This is a genomic window from Priestia sp. BR_2, from assembly GCF_041954005.1.
Classification (GTDB): Bacteria; Bacillota; Bacilli; order Paenibacillales; family Paenibacillaceae; genus Paenibacillus_AQ; species Paenibacillus_AQ lautus_A.
On record NZ_JAVFHM010000188.1, the window covers coordinates 285254 to 301260 of the forward strand.

Here is a 16007-nt window from a genome sequence, read left to right on the forward strand (position 1 = left end):
ATGAACAATGAAGTTGGATTTGACGGATCAAATTGCGTTAGTCACCGGTGCTGCGGGCCAATTGGGCCGGGTCATGGTCCGAACCTTGGCGGAATGCGGCGCAGATGTGGTTATCCATTATCGGGGAAGCTTAGCCAAGGCGGAAGAGCTTCAGCGCGAGGTGGAGTCGATGGGCAGACGCGCGTACACGGTGCAAGCCGACGTGACGGATCAAGCATCCGTGAATGCCATGCGGGAAGCAGTGCTTGAACACTTTGGCATGCTGCCTCATATCATCGTTGCGAATGCCGTGGAATCCTACCAATGGACGTCTGTCTTGGAGCAAGCGCCGGAAGATTACGAGAGCCAGTTCCAATCCTGCGTCATGCAAAGCGTCTACCTGGCAAAAGCCTTCGTGCCTGCCATGATCGAGCGAAAGAGCGGCCGCTTCATCGGCATCAATACCGAATGTTCGATCCAGAACTTTCCGAGTCAATCCGCCTACGTAGCAGGCAAGCGCGGCATGGACGGCGTATACCGCGTACTCGCGAAAGAAATCGGCGAGCATGGGATCACCGTCAATCAAGTCGCGCCCGGCTGGACGATCAGCGACCGCGATCGGGAGAACGGTACCGAGCATAGCGCCTCCTACGAAGCTTCCGTGCCCCTGAAACGCCGCGGAACGGACCAGGAGATTGCCAATGCCGTGGCATTCCTTGCCTCGGATTTGTCATCATTTATCACAGGAGCTTATATTCCGGTATGTGGCGGCAATGTGATGGTGGGGATTTAGCGGTTCGACCCATGGATTGAAAGTGTGAAACGTCCACGAACTTCGGATTCGCATTGCGATTTAGGGAAGGCGAAGTTCGTGGAGGTGTTAAGTAGAAGTCCCTTGCAAACACGAATACATAGATCTCAGGAATTCAGTAAGATAGAAGGAGACGAGACGATGACGGCAAAACCACAACTGGTATTGGATTTAGCTGGCGTATTGGTGAGTAATTTTTCATCTGTTTTTTGGCTTACATTAGCGGAGGGCTCCGAAATCTCGTTTCAAGATATCAGGGTACAATTTGATGAGGTTCGTAGAGACTTATGGACAGGAAAGATGAAGGAAGATGAGTTTTGGGGATGGATGAGCCTGCGAATGAAGCAAATCAATAAAGAGGAAGCCAGGGAGTTAATAACTCAATCGTTGCAGCCGCTTCCTGGATTAAATCACTTGGCGCAATGGAGCGAAATCGCGGATATCCATGTACTAAGCAATCATTGCAAGGAATGGCTGGAGCCGATATTAGAAAAAGTAGAACCTTATGCTAGGAGCATTACCATTTCGAATCAAGTCGGTTTGAGGAAACCTGATCTGCAAATTTATAAACATGTTGTGAAACAATTCGAACGTTCAGAACTGACGGTTGTTTATGTTGATGATCAGGAAAAGAACCTGAAACCGGCTATCGACCTTGGATGGAAAACCTTGCTGGCCGATCAAGAGCATAAATGGATAGAACAAGTGGGACCTATGTTGGTGACAAACGTCTTGTAAGTCAGGCGAGAACCACTGGAAAAAATGATATCGGAAATTTAGTCAATGAAAAGTGAGGAATTCTAAATGTTTGGACGAGGGAATCAAAAGTACCCTATACCCGCAACGCTGCTCAAGTTGAAAGAAATGAATGAGCAAATCGTACATGATCTCGAGGTGGAACTGGACGATATTCTGGAAATCTATATGGATTATGATCTTAACAATCAAGACGCCGAATTTGCATACAGCGGCCATCCGTTGGATGTAATTCCATTTGCCTTTACCGCTTTTGGAGGCGAGCATTTCGGATTTTTGACCGATTTTGGATCGGTGACTGATCTCGAGGGTGCCCCTGTCGTGTTTGTCCAAGCTTTACCATCAGAGGAGTTTCATGTCACTCTAATTGCGAGAAACATAAGGGATTACCTGGGTTTATTTTTAACCTATAAATGTATGATAAATATGTTTTCCACGGTTAATGAACCAAGTCAAGAACCGAGTGCTGTTGAAACGCACCCTCATTTATCAGCCGTAGAAGCCAAACTTATTCATGAGTTGGGAATCCAAAAGATAGAACCGGTTTCTTACCGTCAGAACATGCTGAGGGAGCGTTCCAAAGAAGTTGTGCAAACCATAAACGGAATCGGCGTAAAACGAATGACTGCGCGTGAGTTAGGACCAACCTTTAATGTAGAGGAATATGATAAATATGATGTATTGAACAATAAAGTGCGGGAGTTTTTTCAAGAGGCTTGCTTAGAGAATAAACTGGCCTGCATTGCAGATCTTCAAGAAGCGGGCATCTTGTTGACCCACACGTACGACCTAAATGAGTTTTTAATAAATGAACTGAGAGCGATGGGCTGCATTTATGAGTCGAGAATACTTGAATTAACAACGAAGTCTTACGATTTTTCGATGAGTAGCACACTTCATGAAATCATTCCAGAGATTTGAACGAAGCATACAAGCATGCAGGGAGGACGCCGTGTAAATGATCATATTAATCAGCGGAAACAGCTGCACGGGAAAGACATATATGACTCAACAATTACTTGAAAAGTATCACGTGCCTTATCTGTCCATCGATCATTTGAAAATGGGCTTGTACAGAGCCGACATGAACTGCGGTTTCACGCCGGTGGATTCAACCGAGCATATCGGTGCACAATTATGGCCGATCATCAAAGGGATCATCATGACAAACATCGAAAACAAGCAAAATCTAATCATTGAAGGCTGTTACATTTTGCCTCATCATCTGCAAGATTTTGAGCCGTCCTATTCACAACACATCATTTCCGTGTTCTTAGGATTCTCCACCTCGTACATCCGGCAGAATTTCCAATCCAACATCGTTCAACACCGCAATGCTATCGAAGCGCGAATGTATCCTGAAGAGAGAACTGTTGCCGACTATACTCATGAGCATGATGTATTCCGTGAAAAGTGTGCGTCATCGAATGTCCCTTATTTTGAAATTCAAGAGAACTATGAAGAAGAAATCGCAAATATATATGCCTACATAGATCGTGAGAAGAAGAAACTCGAGTATGAACAGCGGTAATTAAAGTTTGGAACAAACCATAACACAGGTTGACGAAGAAAGGACAGTCGCCATGGATTTATATCTATATCATTATTATGATGCGGCAACAGGACCCTTTCAAAATCTATCCTCGCTATCCATCGAAGAAGCGTTGCAGGTACAGAGGAGGCTCAAACTAAATAATAATTGGTTTGCGAGTCAACGTGCGGATGATTATATGACCATCCGTCGCGATCTGGAAGCACGGGCTAGAGCTCTATTCAGGGCCAAAGGCGGCAAACCAACAAAAGAATATCCGCATTACATGACGCTTGGATCTTGCGAATGGATTAAGGAATGGTATCCGAATGGAAAAGAAATCAGGATTCTGCTATATGATATGCAACCCGAAATGATGAGTTTCACTTATGGCGACTTATTTCCGACCATGCGGTATCAAGACGACAAGCCTTATAGAGGAAAGGTATATGTAAAAAACGAAATCCTTCAACTTGTAGACGAGTTTGGCTGGCCTCAAGATTGGAACAAAGACGGACATCATGGACCCGAACGTTATATTGAAGTGCAGGTTTGGGACGATCGGGCACTCGGTCCTTTTATGATATCCTAGATTGAATGAAATTGATAAAATGAAATGTTCTGACCACAATTCAATTAAAACTCGACTTGTGGTTTTTCTTTTCACCAAATTGATCCTTTTGAGCTATTGATAATGATTAACATATAAAGTAAATTTTTTACATATCAATCAACTTACAAAATACGTAAAAGAATCAAAATTGAGTAAGAACAATGCATCGACATGGTTTTAAATTAACAAGTTAATTTTCATCAAGGAGGTGATGCCGGCTTACATCAAGATAGGCTAACGTTTAATTATCAATGATTGGGGAGGGATTAATGGATGAAAAGGGATTTATCCAGATTGCTGGACAAATCGAGAGTGATGTTATTGCCTTTAATGGTCGTCATGTCTATGATTATGAACTTTTTTCCCCTTGAAGTTTCTGCAGCAGAACGGGGCGCTTGGGCACCCAATGTATCTTATGTCGTTAACGACAACGTGACGTACGACGGGAAGGCGTATAAAGCTATTCAATCTCATACCTCATTACCCGGATGGGAACCACCCAATGTTCCTGCATTGTGGCAATTTGTTCAAGGTGGTGGAGGTAATGATACAGTAGCTCCGACAACTCCTACGAATGTAATTGTAAGCGCAATCACCTCTTCAACCGTTACTTTATCCTGGCAAGCATCTACGGACAATGTAGGTGTGGCAGGATATGATGTATACCGAGGAACATCCCTTGCCATCTCTGTTACAGGAACGACAGCGACAATAACGGGTCTCTCACCGAACACGACATATTCTTTTAAGGTCATTGCAAAGGATGCTGCCGGGAACCTTTCTCCTGCCAGTGCGATCGTCAATGCCACCACTTCAGATGGAACGGGTGGGGGTCCCCAGCCGACGAAACATATATTGACAGGGTACTGGCAGAACTTTGTCAATGGTGCCAGCAAATTGAAAGTTAGAGATATACCGGATCAGTACGACATCATTGTTTTAGCGTTTGCCGAGATGGATCCTGCTAACCCTGGTGGTGTCACTTTCAACGTTGATTCCGCACTATCCGCAGCTCTTGGCGGGTACACAAGTGCCGAATTAATCGCGGATATTCAGGCTAAACGCGCTCAAGGTAAGAAGGTCATCATATCCATTGGAGGGGAATTAGGGAACATCAATTTGAATAATCCTTCCCCGAATGTAGCGAACTTTGTGAACAGCATGTACGGAATCATCACTCAATATGGGCTTGACGGGATAGACATTGATCTGGAGCATGGCATGAATGTACCTAATGTAACCAATGCGATCCGCCAACTAAAACAAAAAGTAGGAAATGATTTTGTTCTGACGATGGCTCCCCAAACGATAGACATGCAGAATCCAAACACTTCTTACATGCAGCTATATAACAATCTGAAGGATATGACAACCGTAATTAACGTCCAGTATTATAATTCTGGATGCATGTTAGGACGCGACGGGAAATGCTATTCCCAAGGCACGGTTGATTTCCTGACGGCTCTTTCGGACTTAACGCTGCAGTGGGTATCGCCTTCCCAATTGGGAATAGGAGTACCTGCTACCTCTTCAGCTGCCGGAGGTGGATATGTTTCTCCAGCGGTCGTAAATAATGCCCTGAATTGTCTAGCAACTGGAAACAACTGTGGAAGTTATAAGCCTGTAGCTAAATACCCTGATATACGGGGAGCAATGACGTGGTCCATTAACTGGGATGCGACTACGAATTACGCGCTTGCCAAAACGGTGAGACCATTCCTAAACACCCTTCCTTAATAAGCATGATATTTGTACAACTTAAGTAGATTTTATATAAAATAAGGAAACCTCTCCTAGATGAGTGGTGGTCTCAAACCATCATGATCACAGAGAGGTTTCTGTATGGATATCTAGCCTCAACGGAGCAGGCGGAATCATGCTGGAGAAGCAGAGCCATATAATAGGATCATAAGAAATCTGGAGGCAACAGGGATCGGAAGCATGATCCGCATGCGTAGTGCTGCATTGCCTAGTAAAGAAATGAAGCGACCGTTTACCCAGCAATATTTGAGGGAGAACGGTCATTCTTTGATGCAGACAGTGCAATAACAGCAATACGCCCCGGCCTAAAGCCAGGGCGCATCTTCTATCTAAATATAGCTTTGAAATACAAACTGAGTTTCACGGCTCCCATATCACCGTTGGATACGGGAGTTGGTCATAAGCACTTGCCCAGTAGTAGGAGTCCCCCATGATTCGCCTCGGCAGGAAGCCGATCTCGCCGCGGGATACGGTGACGAGCTCGGACTGCGATTGGAATATGCCTTCCGCACTCGTCGCGGCCGTAACGTATTTGCCTGCCATATGGGTGAATCGTCCGCTGATCTTGGCCGCAACAGGCATTCTTGTCTCCATATCAACCATCTTAAAAGTGACTTTGGCGATGCCGGCGGTGTAAGTGATGTTCATCTGGTCGATCACCATCGGTTTCATCGCAGACGGCATCGTCGATGCGGATGCAGCCAAGCTGGGAGCTCCTTCATTGCCGCTGATATCGACTGCAGTGATTTTGTAATAATAGGTGGTGTCCGGCAGCAGCCCTGTATCTTTATAAGAAAGTCCTTTCGAGGTTCCGGCGTAAGTAGCGGGTCCAATCTCAAAGCCGGCTTCGGTTCCCCGATAGATCCGATATGCATTTACGGCACTGTTATCCATAGCCATATCGTAGGTTATATTGATCCGTTGATAATCAAATGCGATAGCTGCCGCTCCGCTGACCGCGCTTGGCGGTTCATGGTCGGCAGGAGGCTGCCAGGTATAGCCGCCAGGTCCCCATTCGCTTGGAAAATCCAAGATTGAGGAGTAATGGTGGAGGGCAATGCCTCCAAACGCTGGATCATTCTGAACAGTGTCGTACACCTTGTTTAACTCCGACTCCATATAAATTCGTCCTTCTTCATGGAAGCTGATGGTTTCGGGATCCCCGCCATCCGCGATGTCTTTGGTCTCGACACCGATCACAACCGACTTTGGCTTGCCGATCAGATTAGCATAGGCCAGCTCATTCAGCGCTTGCGCGATAATGCCTGCACTGCCATCCGCCTGATCGCGGTAATTCATGATCGAGATGTAATCGGCGGTATCCTGAATGTGTTCAGACAGCCATTTGGTTTGCCCGTTCCACGGGATATTGCTCGCATCGGCCGAAATGTCATACCATCTCGGGATCGCTGCGCCAACCGACAAGGTGAGTCCCGATGCTTGTTTGCGTTCCATGAGCAGCTGCAGCATATCCAGATACTGAATCTGGACGGAGGGCTTTGCGGTTTTGAAGTCCGGCAGGATATACGGCTCCGTATCCACGTTCACGCCGTCGAAGCGAGCGGAATCGCCGGAAGCCAGGTTGTAATTCAGGATTTGCTCAAACTCCCGCACGGCGTGAGTTTGATATCGGCTGTAAGCTCCGAAGTAAGGAGGTACGGTCCCCCCGGCGATTAAAGCTTGAACATAAAAACCCTCGGCGTGAGCCCACTCGACGAATTGTTGGACTTCGCTCCGGTAATCCTCCAACATTTTTGCTCCATTATATTGCCCCACAGCCAAATAGAGGGTCGTGATGGGACGTTGATGAAAAGTCGTAACATCCTTCGCCATAGAAGAGAGAACGGCTCGGGAATTCGGATTCAGGACCAGAGGATAGGAGGCATTCTCCCAGATCCAGATCGCACGATCCTGATCCGGCAGCGGTTCCGGGTCATACGTGCTGCTGGTCACCGTCTCAGGATTCGTCGCCGAGGGATTGTAAACATCACCCATTACATTAGCGAGATGTGGGTTGATATGATCATCCGACATATAAACGGTATTCGTAACCGCAGCGAAATCCTGATCTTGCTGAGCCGACGTCTGTCCCCCGGTTCTTGCATAGACCGTCAGACTATAACCTGTATTGCCGCGTGAATCGGTTGCCCTTGCCTCCAGACTGTGAACCTGGCGAGGGGATTGTCGTAGATCCAATGTATATTGATATCCGTTCTTGGCAGGGGAAACCTGCAGCCAGTCGCCGCCGTCGATGCGGAGCTCAACCAGCGCAATCGGATTCTTCCCTTCTGCGGATATGTTGATTTTCATTTTGTTGCGCTGCAGCGTAGACTCGGTTGGGCTGGTAATCTCCACTTCCGGTGTATCAGCTGCAGGATTATCGATGTTCAAGTGAATCCAAGGAGACCAGATGCCATAACGCGTTATCGCGTCATTGCCTTTCAGGACCATTTCGACGGGGCCGTCAAGTCGGCTTGTGTCGAGTTTATAGGACCAGTTCCCGCTGTCATCGCCGTTTGGATCCTCCATCTGAACATCCGCCATGAACTCACCGTTCACGATGAGTTGAAGCTCATACACCCCGGAATAGGTTCCGAATAACTCCGTTACGCCCGGCTGTATTGCTTGCCCGTCCTGATGGGAGTCAATCGTAATGAACGCTGCCGCTTTAACCTGCGGCAATGGAACGCAGAGTGTAGTAAACAGAACGGCCGCCAGAAACAAAAGCCCGCACCTTCGTAAATGTGAAAGCATCATCTTAGTCACATCCTTGTCAGTTTTGATGTAAACCAAATGGACTCAACGGCAGCCATCATGATCGGAAGAGCCTAAAAATACCATGCTGCGCAAATTTAAAGCGCTTACTTTTTAAATATTACGAAAAAGATCGATTAGAACCGATGCCTGGCATGTGTCAGGTTATTTTTGTTGTGTTCGAATGGGCGTCCATTCAATCGACAAGAGCAGTTTGAAATGGACCTCCGCCTGGAGACCGAGTAAAACTCTATACCTGAGGCGGTGTGAACCTGCGCAGATCTCCATTAAGATGTGAGTAACGATTTTTTCCTGACTAATGATGGAATGTAATATTCATCAAAAAATGGGGTGTTGGATCTGCTGCAAAAATCATTTAAAACCATCATGCAGAGCACATGGATGATATGGGAACGCTTCTTCAGCTTTATTTCCAGATTCCGCAGCTCGCATATCTCGCGCTTTGGCATATGCACGGTCATGATCAAGAAGCATCGGGGGGAGCGCATCGTCTGCGAGGATTCCACGGTCATTCAGGATGGGGATCTGGTAGGCGAGCTTCATTTGGATAATGAGACGGTTCTGAAGCTCATTCGAGCAGAAGGGCCGGACCGCGCGGCCCTGAAGATTGCGAGACTTGGAAGAAAATCCATGCAGCAGATTAGCCGGGCTTACGAAAGCCAGTCCGAGTTCAGCGAGGTTAACGCATTGGTCGGGATTACGCTGCTTCACCGGGGATTAACGCATGGGCTTGGTTTTGAGCATCAAGCAATGAAACCGGATCTGTTCCAGAAGCTGACCACTTCCTATCTGCGCATGCTGTTGTCCGTGATGCACCCGGAGGGGAAGAGCCGCATCGATCGAAGAACCGAATTGCTCGTACCGATGAAGTTGATTCATACCCGATCCTCTTTAAGGAAGCGATTTTCGATGGGAGATCGGAGACAGCCACATGAAGAGGGGAACGCGGTCTTCGTATCGGCTGCGGTAGAAGGTTGAGTATAAGGGCGATATATCCATATAGTAGACCGGTATGCTGTTTAAACGGGAGAACATGAAGAAACGGGGAGAACGTACATGGAAGAATGGTATAAACTTGACCACGCGGGAAAGCTGTTCCCCGCGGTTGCGGGGAGGGAGAACTCATCCACCTACCGGCTGTCGATGATGCTGACAAGCCGGGTGAAACCATCGGTTTTGCAAGAGGCGCTCGATAGCGTGATTAAGAGATTTCCTCTACTCAATGTCGAGCTAAGAAATGGACTGTTCTGGAAATTTCTGCGGGAGAAGGAGACACGCTTGACGGTGGAGCCGGAATCCGCCTATCCCTGTGCACCCGTTACTCTTTCGCATGAGAACGGAAGCTTGGTAAGGGTTCTGTATTACGGCAGCAAGATCAGCGTGGAAATTTTTCATGCTCTAACGGACGGAGGAGGGGCATTGGAGTTCCTCAAAACCTTGGTATTCCAGTATTTATCTCTGCTCGGCGAGGACGTGGAGGACAAGGAAGGCCTGATTCTGCCGCCCGCTTCATTTGCCCGATATGCTGAAGCTCAAGATAGCTTTCAAGCGCATTATACTTCGGCCACTCCCGACGCCAGGATGCCGGATGCACTTCAAATTCCGGGCACCCGTTTCTCGCCTTATGGACACAACGTCATACACGGGATGGTTCACGCATCGCGGCTGAATGCGGCAGCCAAGCAGAAGGGAGCAACCCTTACCGCTTACCTGACGGCAATTTTGATTATGGCGGTTTACGATACCACACTGCCTTTCAATAAGGATAACCATCCGGTCGTGATCAGCATGCCGGTGAACCTGCGAAAAATGTTCCCTTCCAGCAGCCTCCGCAACTTTTTTGCGGTCATCAACATTGGCGTACAACTAAAGGAAGGCATGACATTCGAGCAGGTGCTCGAAATCGTTCATGCACAGATGAAAGAGAAAACGACCAAGTCTTATTTAAGCCAAGCGATGGCCGGCAGCATGAAGTACGAAAAAAACCTGTTTTCCCGATTCACGCCGCTGAAATTAAAGGATCTGGCAATCCGTTACGGCTTTGACCATTTCGGGGAAGAAGCCAAAACGCTTACGCTTACCAACCTAGGTCGAGTCGACATTCCAGCTAGCATGGCCTCGCATATCGAGGCGATGGAAACCACGATGTATCCCACAGCCAAAAGTCCCATGAACTGTGCCGTCAGCTCGATCAACGATCAGCTCACCATCACGTTTGCGCGAAATATCGTCGAAAGCGATGTGATCATGCGCTTTTTTCGCCAGCTTGCCAGCCTAAGCGAATTGGACATTACGATTGTCAGCAATGATTGGGGGATGGGCGCATGAAATGCGAAAGCTGTGGCGTATCCGTAGATCCGGCGCATCAAGCGTGTCCCTTATGCCGCAGGAATGTGCAAGGTAAAGATGATAAGTACCTCGTAAGTAATTCATGGTATCCCGTCTATGAGGCTGCGGAGGAGCAGCATGCGAGCAGCAGTCTTGTATCCAAGTGGCTTACCTTTCTTGCGGTATCCGTCATGGGGATATCCGTCCTGATTAACCTACTTGGAAATCGCGAGGTATGGTGGAGTTTAACTCTCATACCCTGCGTGTTGTATGCGTGGCTGTCCATCAGGCATACCCTGATGTCCGGGTCGCATCTCGGCGGCAAAATTATCGTTCAGCTGCTCGGGCTGTCCGGTATGCTGCTGTGGATCAACGTGGCGTCGGGAACGTCTTACTGGTCGACCGGCTATGTCATTCCGTTCCTGATGATGGCGGCAACCTTGCTCATTACCGTTATATGCTGTTCGCGAAAAATGGGCTGGCGGGAGTTCGCAGGTTACTTATTAACTCTGATCCTTCTTGGTATCGTTCCCTTATTGCTGTATGCCGTTGGCATGTCGCATGTATTATGGACAGCCGTAGCTGCGGCGGTGTACGCCTTGCTGACATTCGGCGGGATGTGCCTGATTGCAGACAAGGGATTCCGCAAGGAAATGAAGCGCAGACTACATTTTTGACAGGAGGTAATCACGATGTGCGCGATCACGGTTAGAAGCATGGCCGATTACGAACGCGATGTTCGCGGCGAAGTGGCCGAGGTGTTTGTTAACGGGTATTATAAGGAGTTGTCTTATTTCACCCGAGACCGGAACATGCTGGAGAACGCCTTCCGGACGTTGTTCAGCCCGGAGGTGTTTTATGTGGCGGAGGTCCAGGGAATCATAGTCGGAATCTTGGCTTGTTCCCATAATGGGCAGCGGGCCATGCCGGTCGCGTTAGCCCCGCTTCAGGATGCTTTTGGAGGCAAGACGGGAGAGCTTGCATATAACGTCATGAAGGACGAATTCAACCCGGCATTGCCCTATGATGACGAGACCGGATATATCGAATGCGTGGCCACAACCGAAAAAGCACGCGGCAAAGGCGTATCAACCGCTTTGATGAAACACGTCATGACGGAGCTGCCATACAGGCGTTACGTTCTGGAAGTGACGGACAGCAACCAAACCGCGCTTCGATTATATCAGAAATTAGGATTTCGGGAGTTTAAGCGTATATCCGAGGACTCGGATGAGAAAGGCTTCAACGACCGGATTTATATGGAGTGGACCAAATCGGCTCCACGCGGTTAGGCAAGCGTGTTATGTTTTGGTTTTAATTAGAAAAAGTGAACAGCTTACAGAAAAACCGTCCACGGAGATCATCCATGGACGGTTTCTTTTTTCTGGATAAGATAGCCACGGGCAAATATGCCCAAGCCATCGGAGATTCGTGCAAATAATCGACAGGCTATCGCTCATAAGATGAAGTGTTAAGGATTCATGTAACGGGATTGTGGGGAGGTGGCATGGCTTGTTGACGATGCTGCTCTTTATGTTTGCGGTCGGTGCCGCAATGGCCAGCGTGGATACCACCTGCGGACTGAACGTGCTAGGCAGCCTGGACAGCACGAAGGTCAGTAAATTCAAATATGCGCTGGTCTATATCGCGACCTGTACCCTTGGCGGCGCCGTAACGGGGCTTGCGGTCGGGGGCATCAATTATGTGCTGAAATTAACCCCCGCGGGCTTATATCAAAACTACGTCATCGTTGTGCTGTTGGTCGTGTTTCTGGTCTTGGAGTTGATTCAAAAATCGGGAATCCTGCCCTCCGGCAATTTCATCGTTCCCTCGGAATGGATCAAGGCTGCAGGGTATCGATCCGCGGCGTTATGGGGCCTGATTCTGGGCTTGGGTTTCATCACGCTGCAAGTGGGCGTCCTCTTTCATGCCTACATCGTGCTTTCCTTGTTTGCGGCTCCATGGTGGTTGAGCCTGCTGGCAGGCGCGACGTTTGGAATGGTTCGAGGCACCTTGTTCAGCCTTCCGCTGATGCGGTCCATCGTATACTGCATGCTTAAAAGAAGAGTATACAGCTTCACGCTGCTGACGGCGGTGCGGCTGACGGCTTCCATGCTCCTGATCATGGGAGCCATCATCTGCATCATCAGCTGATGATGCCAAAAAGGAGCATACAGGTCCATGTACGATGTTCTTGCGATATTCGTTACGCTTCCCATCCTATTATCGGTGGCAAGTTATGCCTGGGGCCGTGCCTTCGGTGATCCGGATCCATTCCCCGGGGGAGCCGGGCTGCATGTGCTGCTCATTCTTCTGCAAATTTTGACGGTGACCTTGGTATACAGCTTTCCGTCGTTGATCAGCTTTCTGGGCATTTCCTTGCTCTATTTCATTCAAGGACTGGGCGTGGCTTATTTCATCCGAATAAAAGGAAGGGTGGACTGCGGCTGCTTCGGGCCTCAGATCAGCTCCAGGCTGGGGTTTCCGTTGATTGGGTTTAATCTGGCGATGGGCTTCGCAGGATTGGTTTGCAGCTCTGCCGCAAGGCTTGCGTTTCATCAGTCGTTCACGATAACGGGTCTGCTTATGGAAGGCATGATATTACTGCTTGCGCTGTTTGTAGTTGTAGGAGTGCCGGATGCCTTACACGCAATCCGAATATACCGCGAAATTGCCGCACCGCATATTTCAAAGATAAAAAGAAGGTAGAGGAGGCCGCGATGAACACGTTCTTCTGGTTCTCATATGCCATACTGTGGATTTTGGTCGTGCCTTTGGTGATTCTGAATTTGATCCTGTTCCGGCAGCTCGGGATTATGGTAATGGGCACCGCAAGAGGAGTGAATCAGTCCGGTATCCCGGTCGGCAACAAAATGCCCGGAGCCACAACGACAACCTTGCAAGGAGCCGAGTGGTCCACCAGCGAGCTGATTGGCACGCCATCCCTCATGCTGTTCGGATCACCGACGTGCAAGGAATGCGCCGAGATCCTGCCGGATTTTCAGCGGATCGCCATGATGAATAACGTGAAACCGATCCTGCTGTTATTTTCGTCCGCGGATTTGGCTTCGGATTATGTCCGCAAAATAGCATATGACGATGAGGTGCTGATCGTAAGCTCGGAGTTCGCAAATCATTTGGATGTACAGGTCACGCCTTACGCCTATGCGGTGGATACAAACGGCATCATCCGGCATAAGGGTCTGGTCAACAGCCGGGAACAGCTTGAAGCGTATGCGAAAGCATCAAGAGTTTCCTAAGACGAGGTGAGAGCATGTGGAGGAAGCCGGAGAGCAAGGACGAAGAGACGCAGGTGCTGATCAGCCGGGTTACCCGGAAAATGAACCGCAAGACGCTCCTGAATAAAGTCGCGCAAAGGACGGCCGAGGCGCTCGCCAAAGTGTTGGTACGGCCCAACGATGACGATATCCTCAAACACGCGTTTGCCGCGGGGCCCTGCAGACCTCCGCACGGACAATATTGCACGGGCTGCGGCGCAGATGCCTCCTGCCCGTCCGATTATATCATTTGCACGCCAAAGACGGTGATCAACGATTGCAAGGGCTTATGTCCTTATCCTTCCGGGTGGTGGTATACAAGCGATCCGGTGGGACATCGGGCCAAGTGTCAGGATTGCATCTCGCAATACGTACATCCTTATGTCGGACGGGACTGGTGTTACCAGGGGGCCAGGGTCTATGGGCGGTATGTAATCTGTGCATGCCGTTCAACGGAAATGTATTGATCGAAGAATGAGGCATGCATAGAATAATTGTTATGAAATGGGCGGGGACAATAGTTCAGGCAGCAGATTCAGCAGCTTTACCAGCGTATGTGCATCCCCGTAATTCCAACGGTCGGCTTCCAGCACATAAACAAGGCTGTTTTGGACGGCCGGCAGGTTGTGCCAGATCGAGGATTGCATCAAGTTTTCCGCTGCTTTCTTGGATATGGGGTTGCCGGGAAGAAGCATAAAGATGCGATCGCCGGCATATGCGGGCAGATCCTCAGCCGATATTTCCTGATAACCCATCCCGTCGCTCAGAACCGTACGGACAGGTTCCGTCGGCTGAAAACCATGGGTGTGGTAAAGCCCTGTCGATAACCCCGACATTCCCATTACGAAGAGACGGGACCCGTGGTCAAATACGAGGACGGTTGCCGTTTCGCCAGGTTTAATCGCTCGCTGAAGATCACTCCACATAGCTTCCGACTTGGCCCGGTACCATGCCAGCCACTGCTCTGCCTCGCGGGTCCTTCCAAGCCAATCGCCAAGGGTGTGCAAGCGGTGGGCGAGAGGAGCGAATGAATTGAATGTGACGGTAGGCGCGATTCTTGAAAACCACCGATACTCTTTTTCATCGGCATGCGCCAATATAATCAAATCCGGTTTCCATTCCAAGGTTTTAATGGAATTCTTCCGATGGCTGATTTCAAAAACATACTGCCTATCGGCCTTTGGGTTATGAGCTTTAGAGGTGTGTTTGCCCATCGGCTGGATCCCGATCGCAAGCAGATCGCCGAAAGTCTCGCCGTAATACAGAATCCGCCGGGGTACCGATGGGATATCGACTTCATGTCCGGTCCAGTCTTTTACGCGCTTGCTGACGTCCATGTGGTCGGCGTATTGCTTCGGCGACATCCCCGTGATCTGGCGGAAACGGCGACTGAAGTAGTACTCATCCGTGTATCCCACTTCTTGGGCGATGGATCGCAGCGGCTCATTTTTCCGTAGCAGAAGTTCTTTGGCACGGTTAATACGCAAATCGGTTACGTAATGCAATGGTTTCTTCCCTGTAAGTTCCTGGAATATAAGCGTGAAACGCCAGGTCGATAATTGGGCCATGAGCGCCAGTTGTTTTACCGTCAGATCAGGATCCATGTAATGCTCGTCTACATAGTGAATGACGTTTTCAACGGCTTGTACCAAGGTCGGCGACTGGCCGTCCTGAATATTTTGCTGGAGCAAAAACGCCATCAATTCATAAAACCGGGCATGCAGCTGCACCCATTGAATGTCCGATGAATGTTCGCCTTTAGAAGGTAACGCTTCGGCCAGCCGAAGCAACTGAGAGCTTGGATAGGCACATAATTCGATCTTCCCGGGAATGAGCTCGTCTGTATAGGTTATATGCTGCTGTTCACCGGCCTGAATGACGTTGAAGGCGAGCGTGTAGTATTGCATGGCGTTGTCCGTTCCGTTATGAACCTGATAAATGGTCCCGGGACACAGTAAATAACATTTCCCTGGCGTAATCGTGAGGGTGCGTTGGCCGATCTGCAGACTGCCGTTGCCTTTGGCAATGATGAGCAATGTATGAGTGATCGAGATGAGCCTGCCGGATGTCCATCCGATGGACTCCGTTTGGCTATCCATGTCCACGACAAGATAAATTAAGCAGCGATAGGGGATGTGAGAAGGTTTCGACTTCATAAGGATAACAACTCCAAGC

The 16007-nt window shown here is 49.0% G+C and carries 16 protein-coding genes; 14 read left to right on the forward strand and 2 right to left on the reverse strand.

Annotated elements, in window-relative coordinates:
- Positions 1 to 7: 7 nt before the first annotated feature.
- The 6 genes from RB298_RS11610 to RB298_RS11635 all read left to right on the forward strand — a co-directional run bounded on the left by RB298_RS11610 (position 8) and on the right by RB298_RS11635 (position 5427).
- The gene (locus RB298_RS11610) at positions 8 to 772 is read left to right on the forward strand and encodes an SDR family NAD(P)-dependent oxidoreductase (protein ID WP_486047119.1); all 765 of its coding nucleotides are present in this window, start codon (positions 8 to 10) and stop codon (positions 770 to 772) included.
- Between the two features lie 159 nt (positions 773 to 931).
- Positions 932 to 1528 (forward strand): HAD-IA family hydrolase, encoded by a 597-nt coding sequence (locus tag RB298_RS11615; RefSeq protein WP_486047120.1) that lies wholly within the window; start codon positions 932 to 934, stop codon positions 1526 to 1528.
- A 66-nt stretch (positions 1529 to 1594) separates the two neighbouring features.
- The gene (locus RB298_RS11620) at positions 1595 to 2467 is read left to right on the forward strand and encodes a hypothetical protein (protein ID WP_486047121.1); all 873 of its coding nucleotides are present in this window, start codon (positions 1595 to 1597) and stop codon (positions 2465 to 2467) included.
- 82 nt (positions 2468 to 2549) lie between these two features.
- On the forward strand, positions 2550 to 3077 hold the full coding sequence (locus tag RB298_RS11625) for a 2-phosphoglycerate kinase (RefSeq protein ID WP_486047122.1): 528 nt from the start codon (positions 2550 to 2552) through the stop codon (positions 3075 to 3077).
- Positions 3078 to 3129: 52 nt separating this feature from the next.
- Positions 3130 to 3669: a hypothetical protein gene (locus RB298_RS11630; RefSeq protein ID WP_486047123.1), complete on the forward strand. Its 540-nt coding sequence runs from the start codon at positions 3130 to 3132 to the stop codon at positions 3667 to 3669.
- 294 nt (positions 3670 to 3963) lie between these two features.
- Positions 3964 to 5427 (forward strand): chitinase, encoded by a 1464-nt coding sequence (locus RB298_RS11635; protein WP_486047124.1) that lies wholly within the window; start codon positions 3964 to 3966, stop codon positions 5425 to 5427.
- A gap of 384 nt (positions 5428 to 5811) precedes the next feature.
- Here the strand turns inward: RB298_RS11635 and RB298_RS11640 are convergent, their stop codons facing one another.
- Positions 5812 to 8208, reverse strand: coding sequence for an Ig-like domain-containing protein (locus RB298_RS11640; protein ID WP_486047125.1), 2397 nt, complete (start codon positions 8206 to 8208; stop codon positions 5812 to 5814).
- Positions 8209 to 8592: 384 nt separating this feature from the next.
- On the opposite strand from RB298_RS11640, the gene RB298_RS11645 reads away from it, so the two are divergent.
- The 8 genes from RB298_RS11645 to RB298_RS11680 all read left to right on the forward strand — a co-directional run bounded on the left by RB298_RS11645 (position 8593) and on the right by RB298_RS11680 (position 14299).
- A complete protein-coding gene (locus RB298_RS11645; RefSeq protein WP_096774596.1) occupies positions 8593 to 9204 on the forward strand; it encodes a YkoP family protein in 612 nt (203 codons plus the stop codon).
- 78 nt (positions 9205 to 9282) lie between these two features.
- Positions 9283 to 10554 carry an alcohol acetyltransferase gene (locus RB298_RS11650; protein WP_486047126.1) on the forward strand — a complete coding sequence of 424 codons (1272 nt, stop codon included), beginning with the start codon at positions 9283 to 9285 and terminating at the stop codon, positions 10552 to 10554.
- Positions 10551 to 11231, forward strand: coding sequence for a DUF6320 domain-containing protein (locus RB298_RS11655; RefSeq protein ID WP_096774241.1), 681 nt, complete (start codon positions 10551 to 10553; stop codon positions 11229 to 11231). The genes RB298_RS11650 and RB298_RS11655 overlap by 4 nt, the downstream gene beginning before the upstream one ends.
- Positions 11232 to 11246: 15 nt before the next feature.
- Positions 11247 to 11846 carry a GNAT family N-acetyltransferase gene (locus RB298_RS11660; protein WP_096774240.1) on the forward strand — a complete coding sequence of 200 codons (600 nt, stop codon included), beginning with the start codon at positions 11247 to 11249 and terminating at the stop codon, positions 11844 to 11846.
- Positions 11847 to 12075: 229 nt separating this feature from the next.
- On the forward strand, positions 12076 to 12708 hold the full coding sequence (locus RB298_RS11665) for a hypothetical protein (RefSeq protein ID WP_255250537.1): 633 nt from the start codon (positions 12076 to 12078) through the stop codon (positions 12706 to 12708).
- A gap of 27 nt (positions 12709 to 12735) precedes the next feature.
- Positions 12736 to 13263, forward strand: coding sequence for a MauE/DoxX family redox-associated membrane protein (locus tag RB298_RS11670; RefSeq protein ID WP_486047127.1), 528 nt, complete (start codon positions 12736 to 12738; stop codon positions 13261 to 13263).
- An 11-nt stretch (positions 13264 to 13274) separates the two neighbouring features.
- Entirely contained in the window at positions 13275 to 13814 is a 540-nt protein-coding gene (locus RB298_RS11675) for a redoxin family protein (protein WP_486047128.1), read from the forward strand.
- A gap of 14 nt (positions 13815 to 13828) precedes the next feature.
- A complete protein-coding gene (locus tag RB298_RS11680; protein ID WP_096774236.1) occupies positions 13829 to 14299 on the forward strand; it encodes a hypothetical protein in 471 nt (156 codons plus the stop codon).
- Positions 14300 to 14329: 30 nt separating this feature from the next.
- Here RB298_RS11680 and RB298_RS11685 read toward each other — a convergent pair whose 3' ends face one another.
- A complete protein-coding gene (locus RB298_RS11685; RefSeq protein WP_486047129.1) occupies positions 14330 to 15988 on the reverse strand; it encodes an AraC family transcriptional regulator in 1659 nt (552 codons plus the stop codon).
- Positions 15989 to 16007 lie beyond the last annotated feature (19 nt).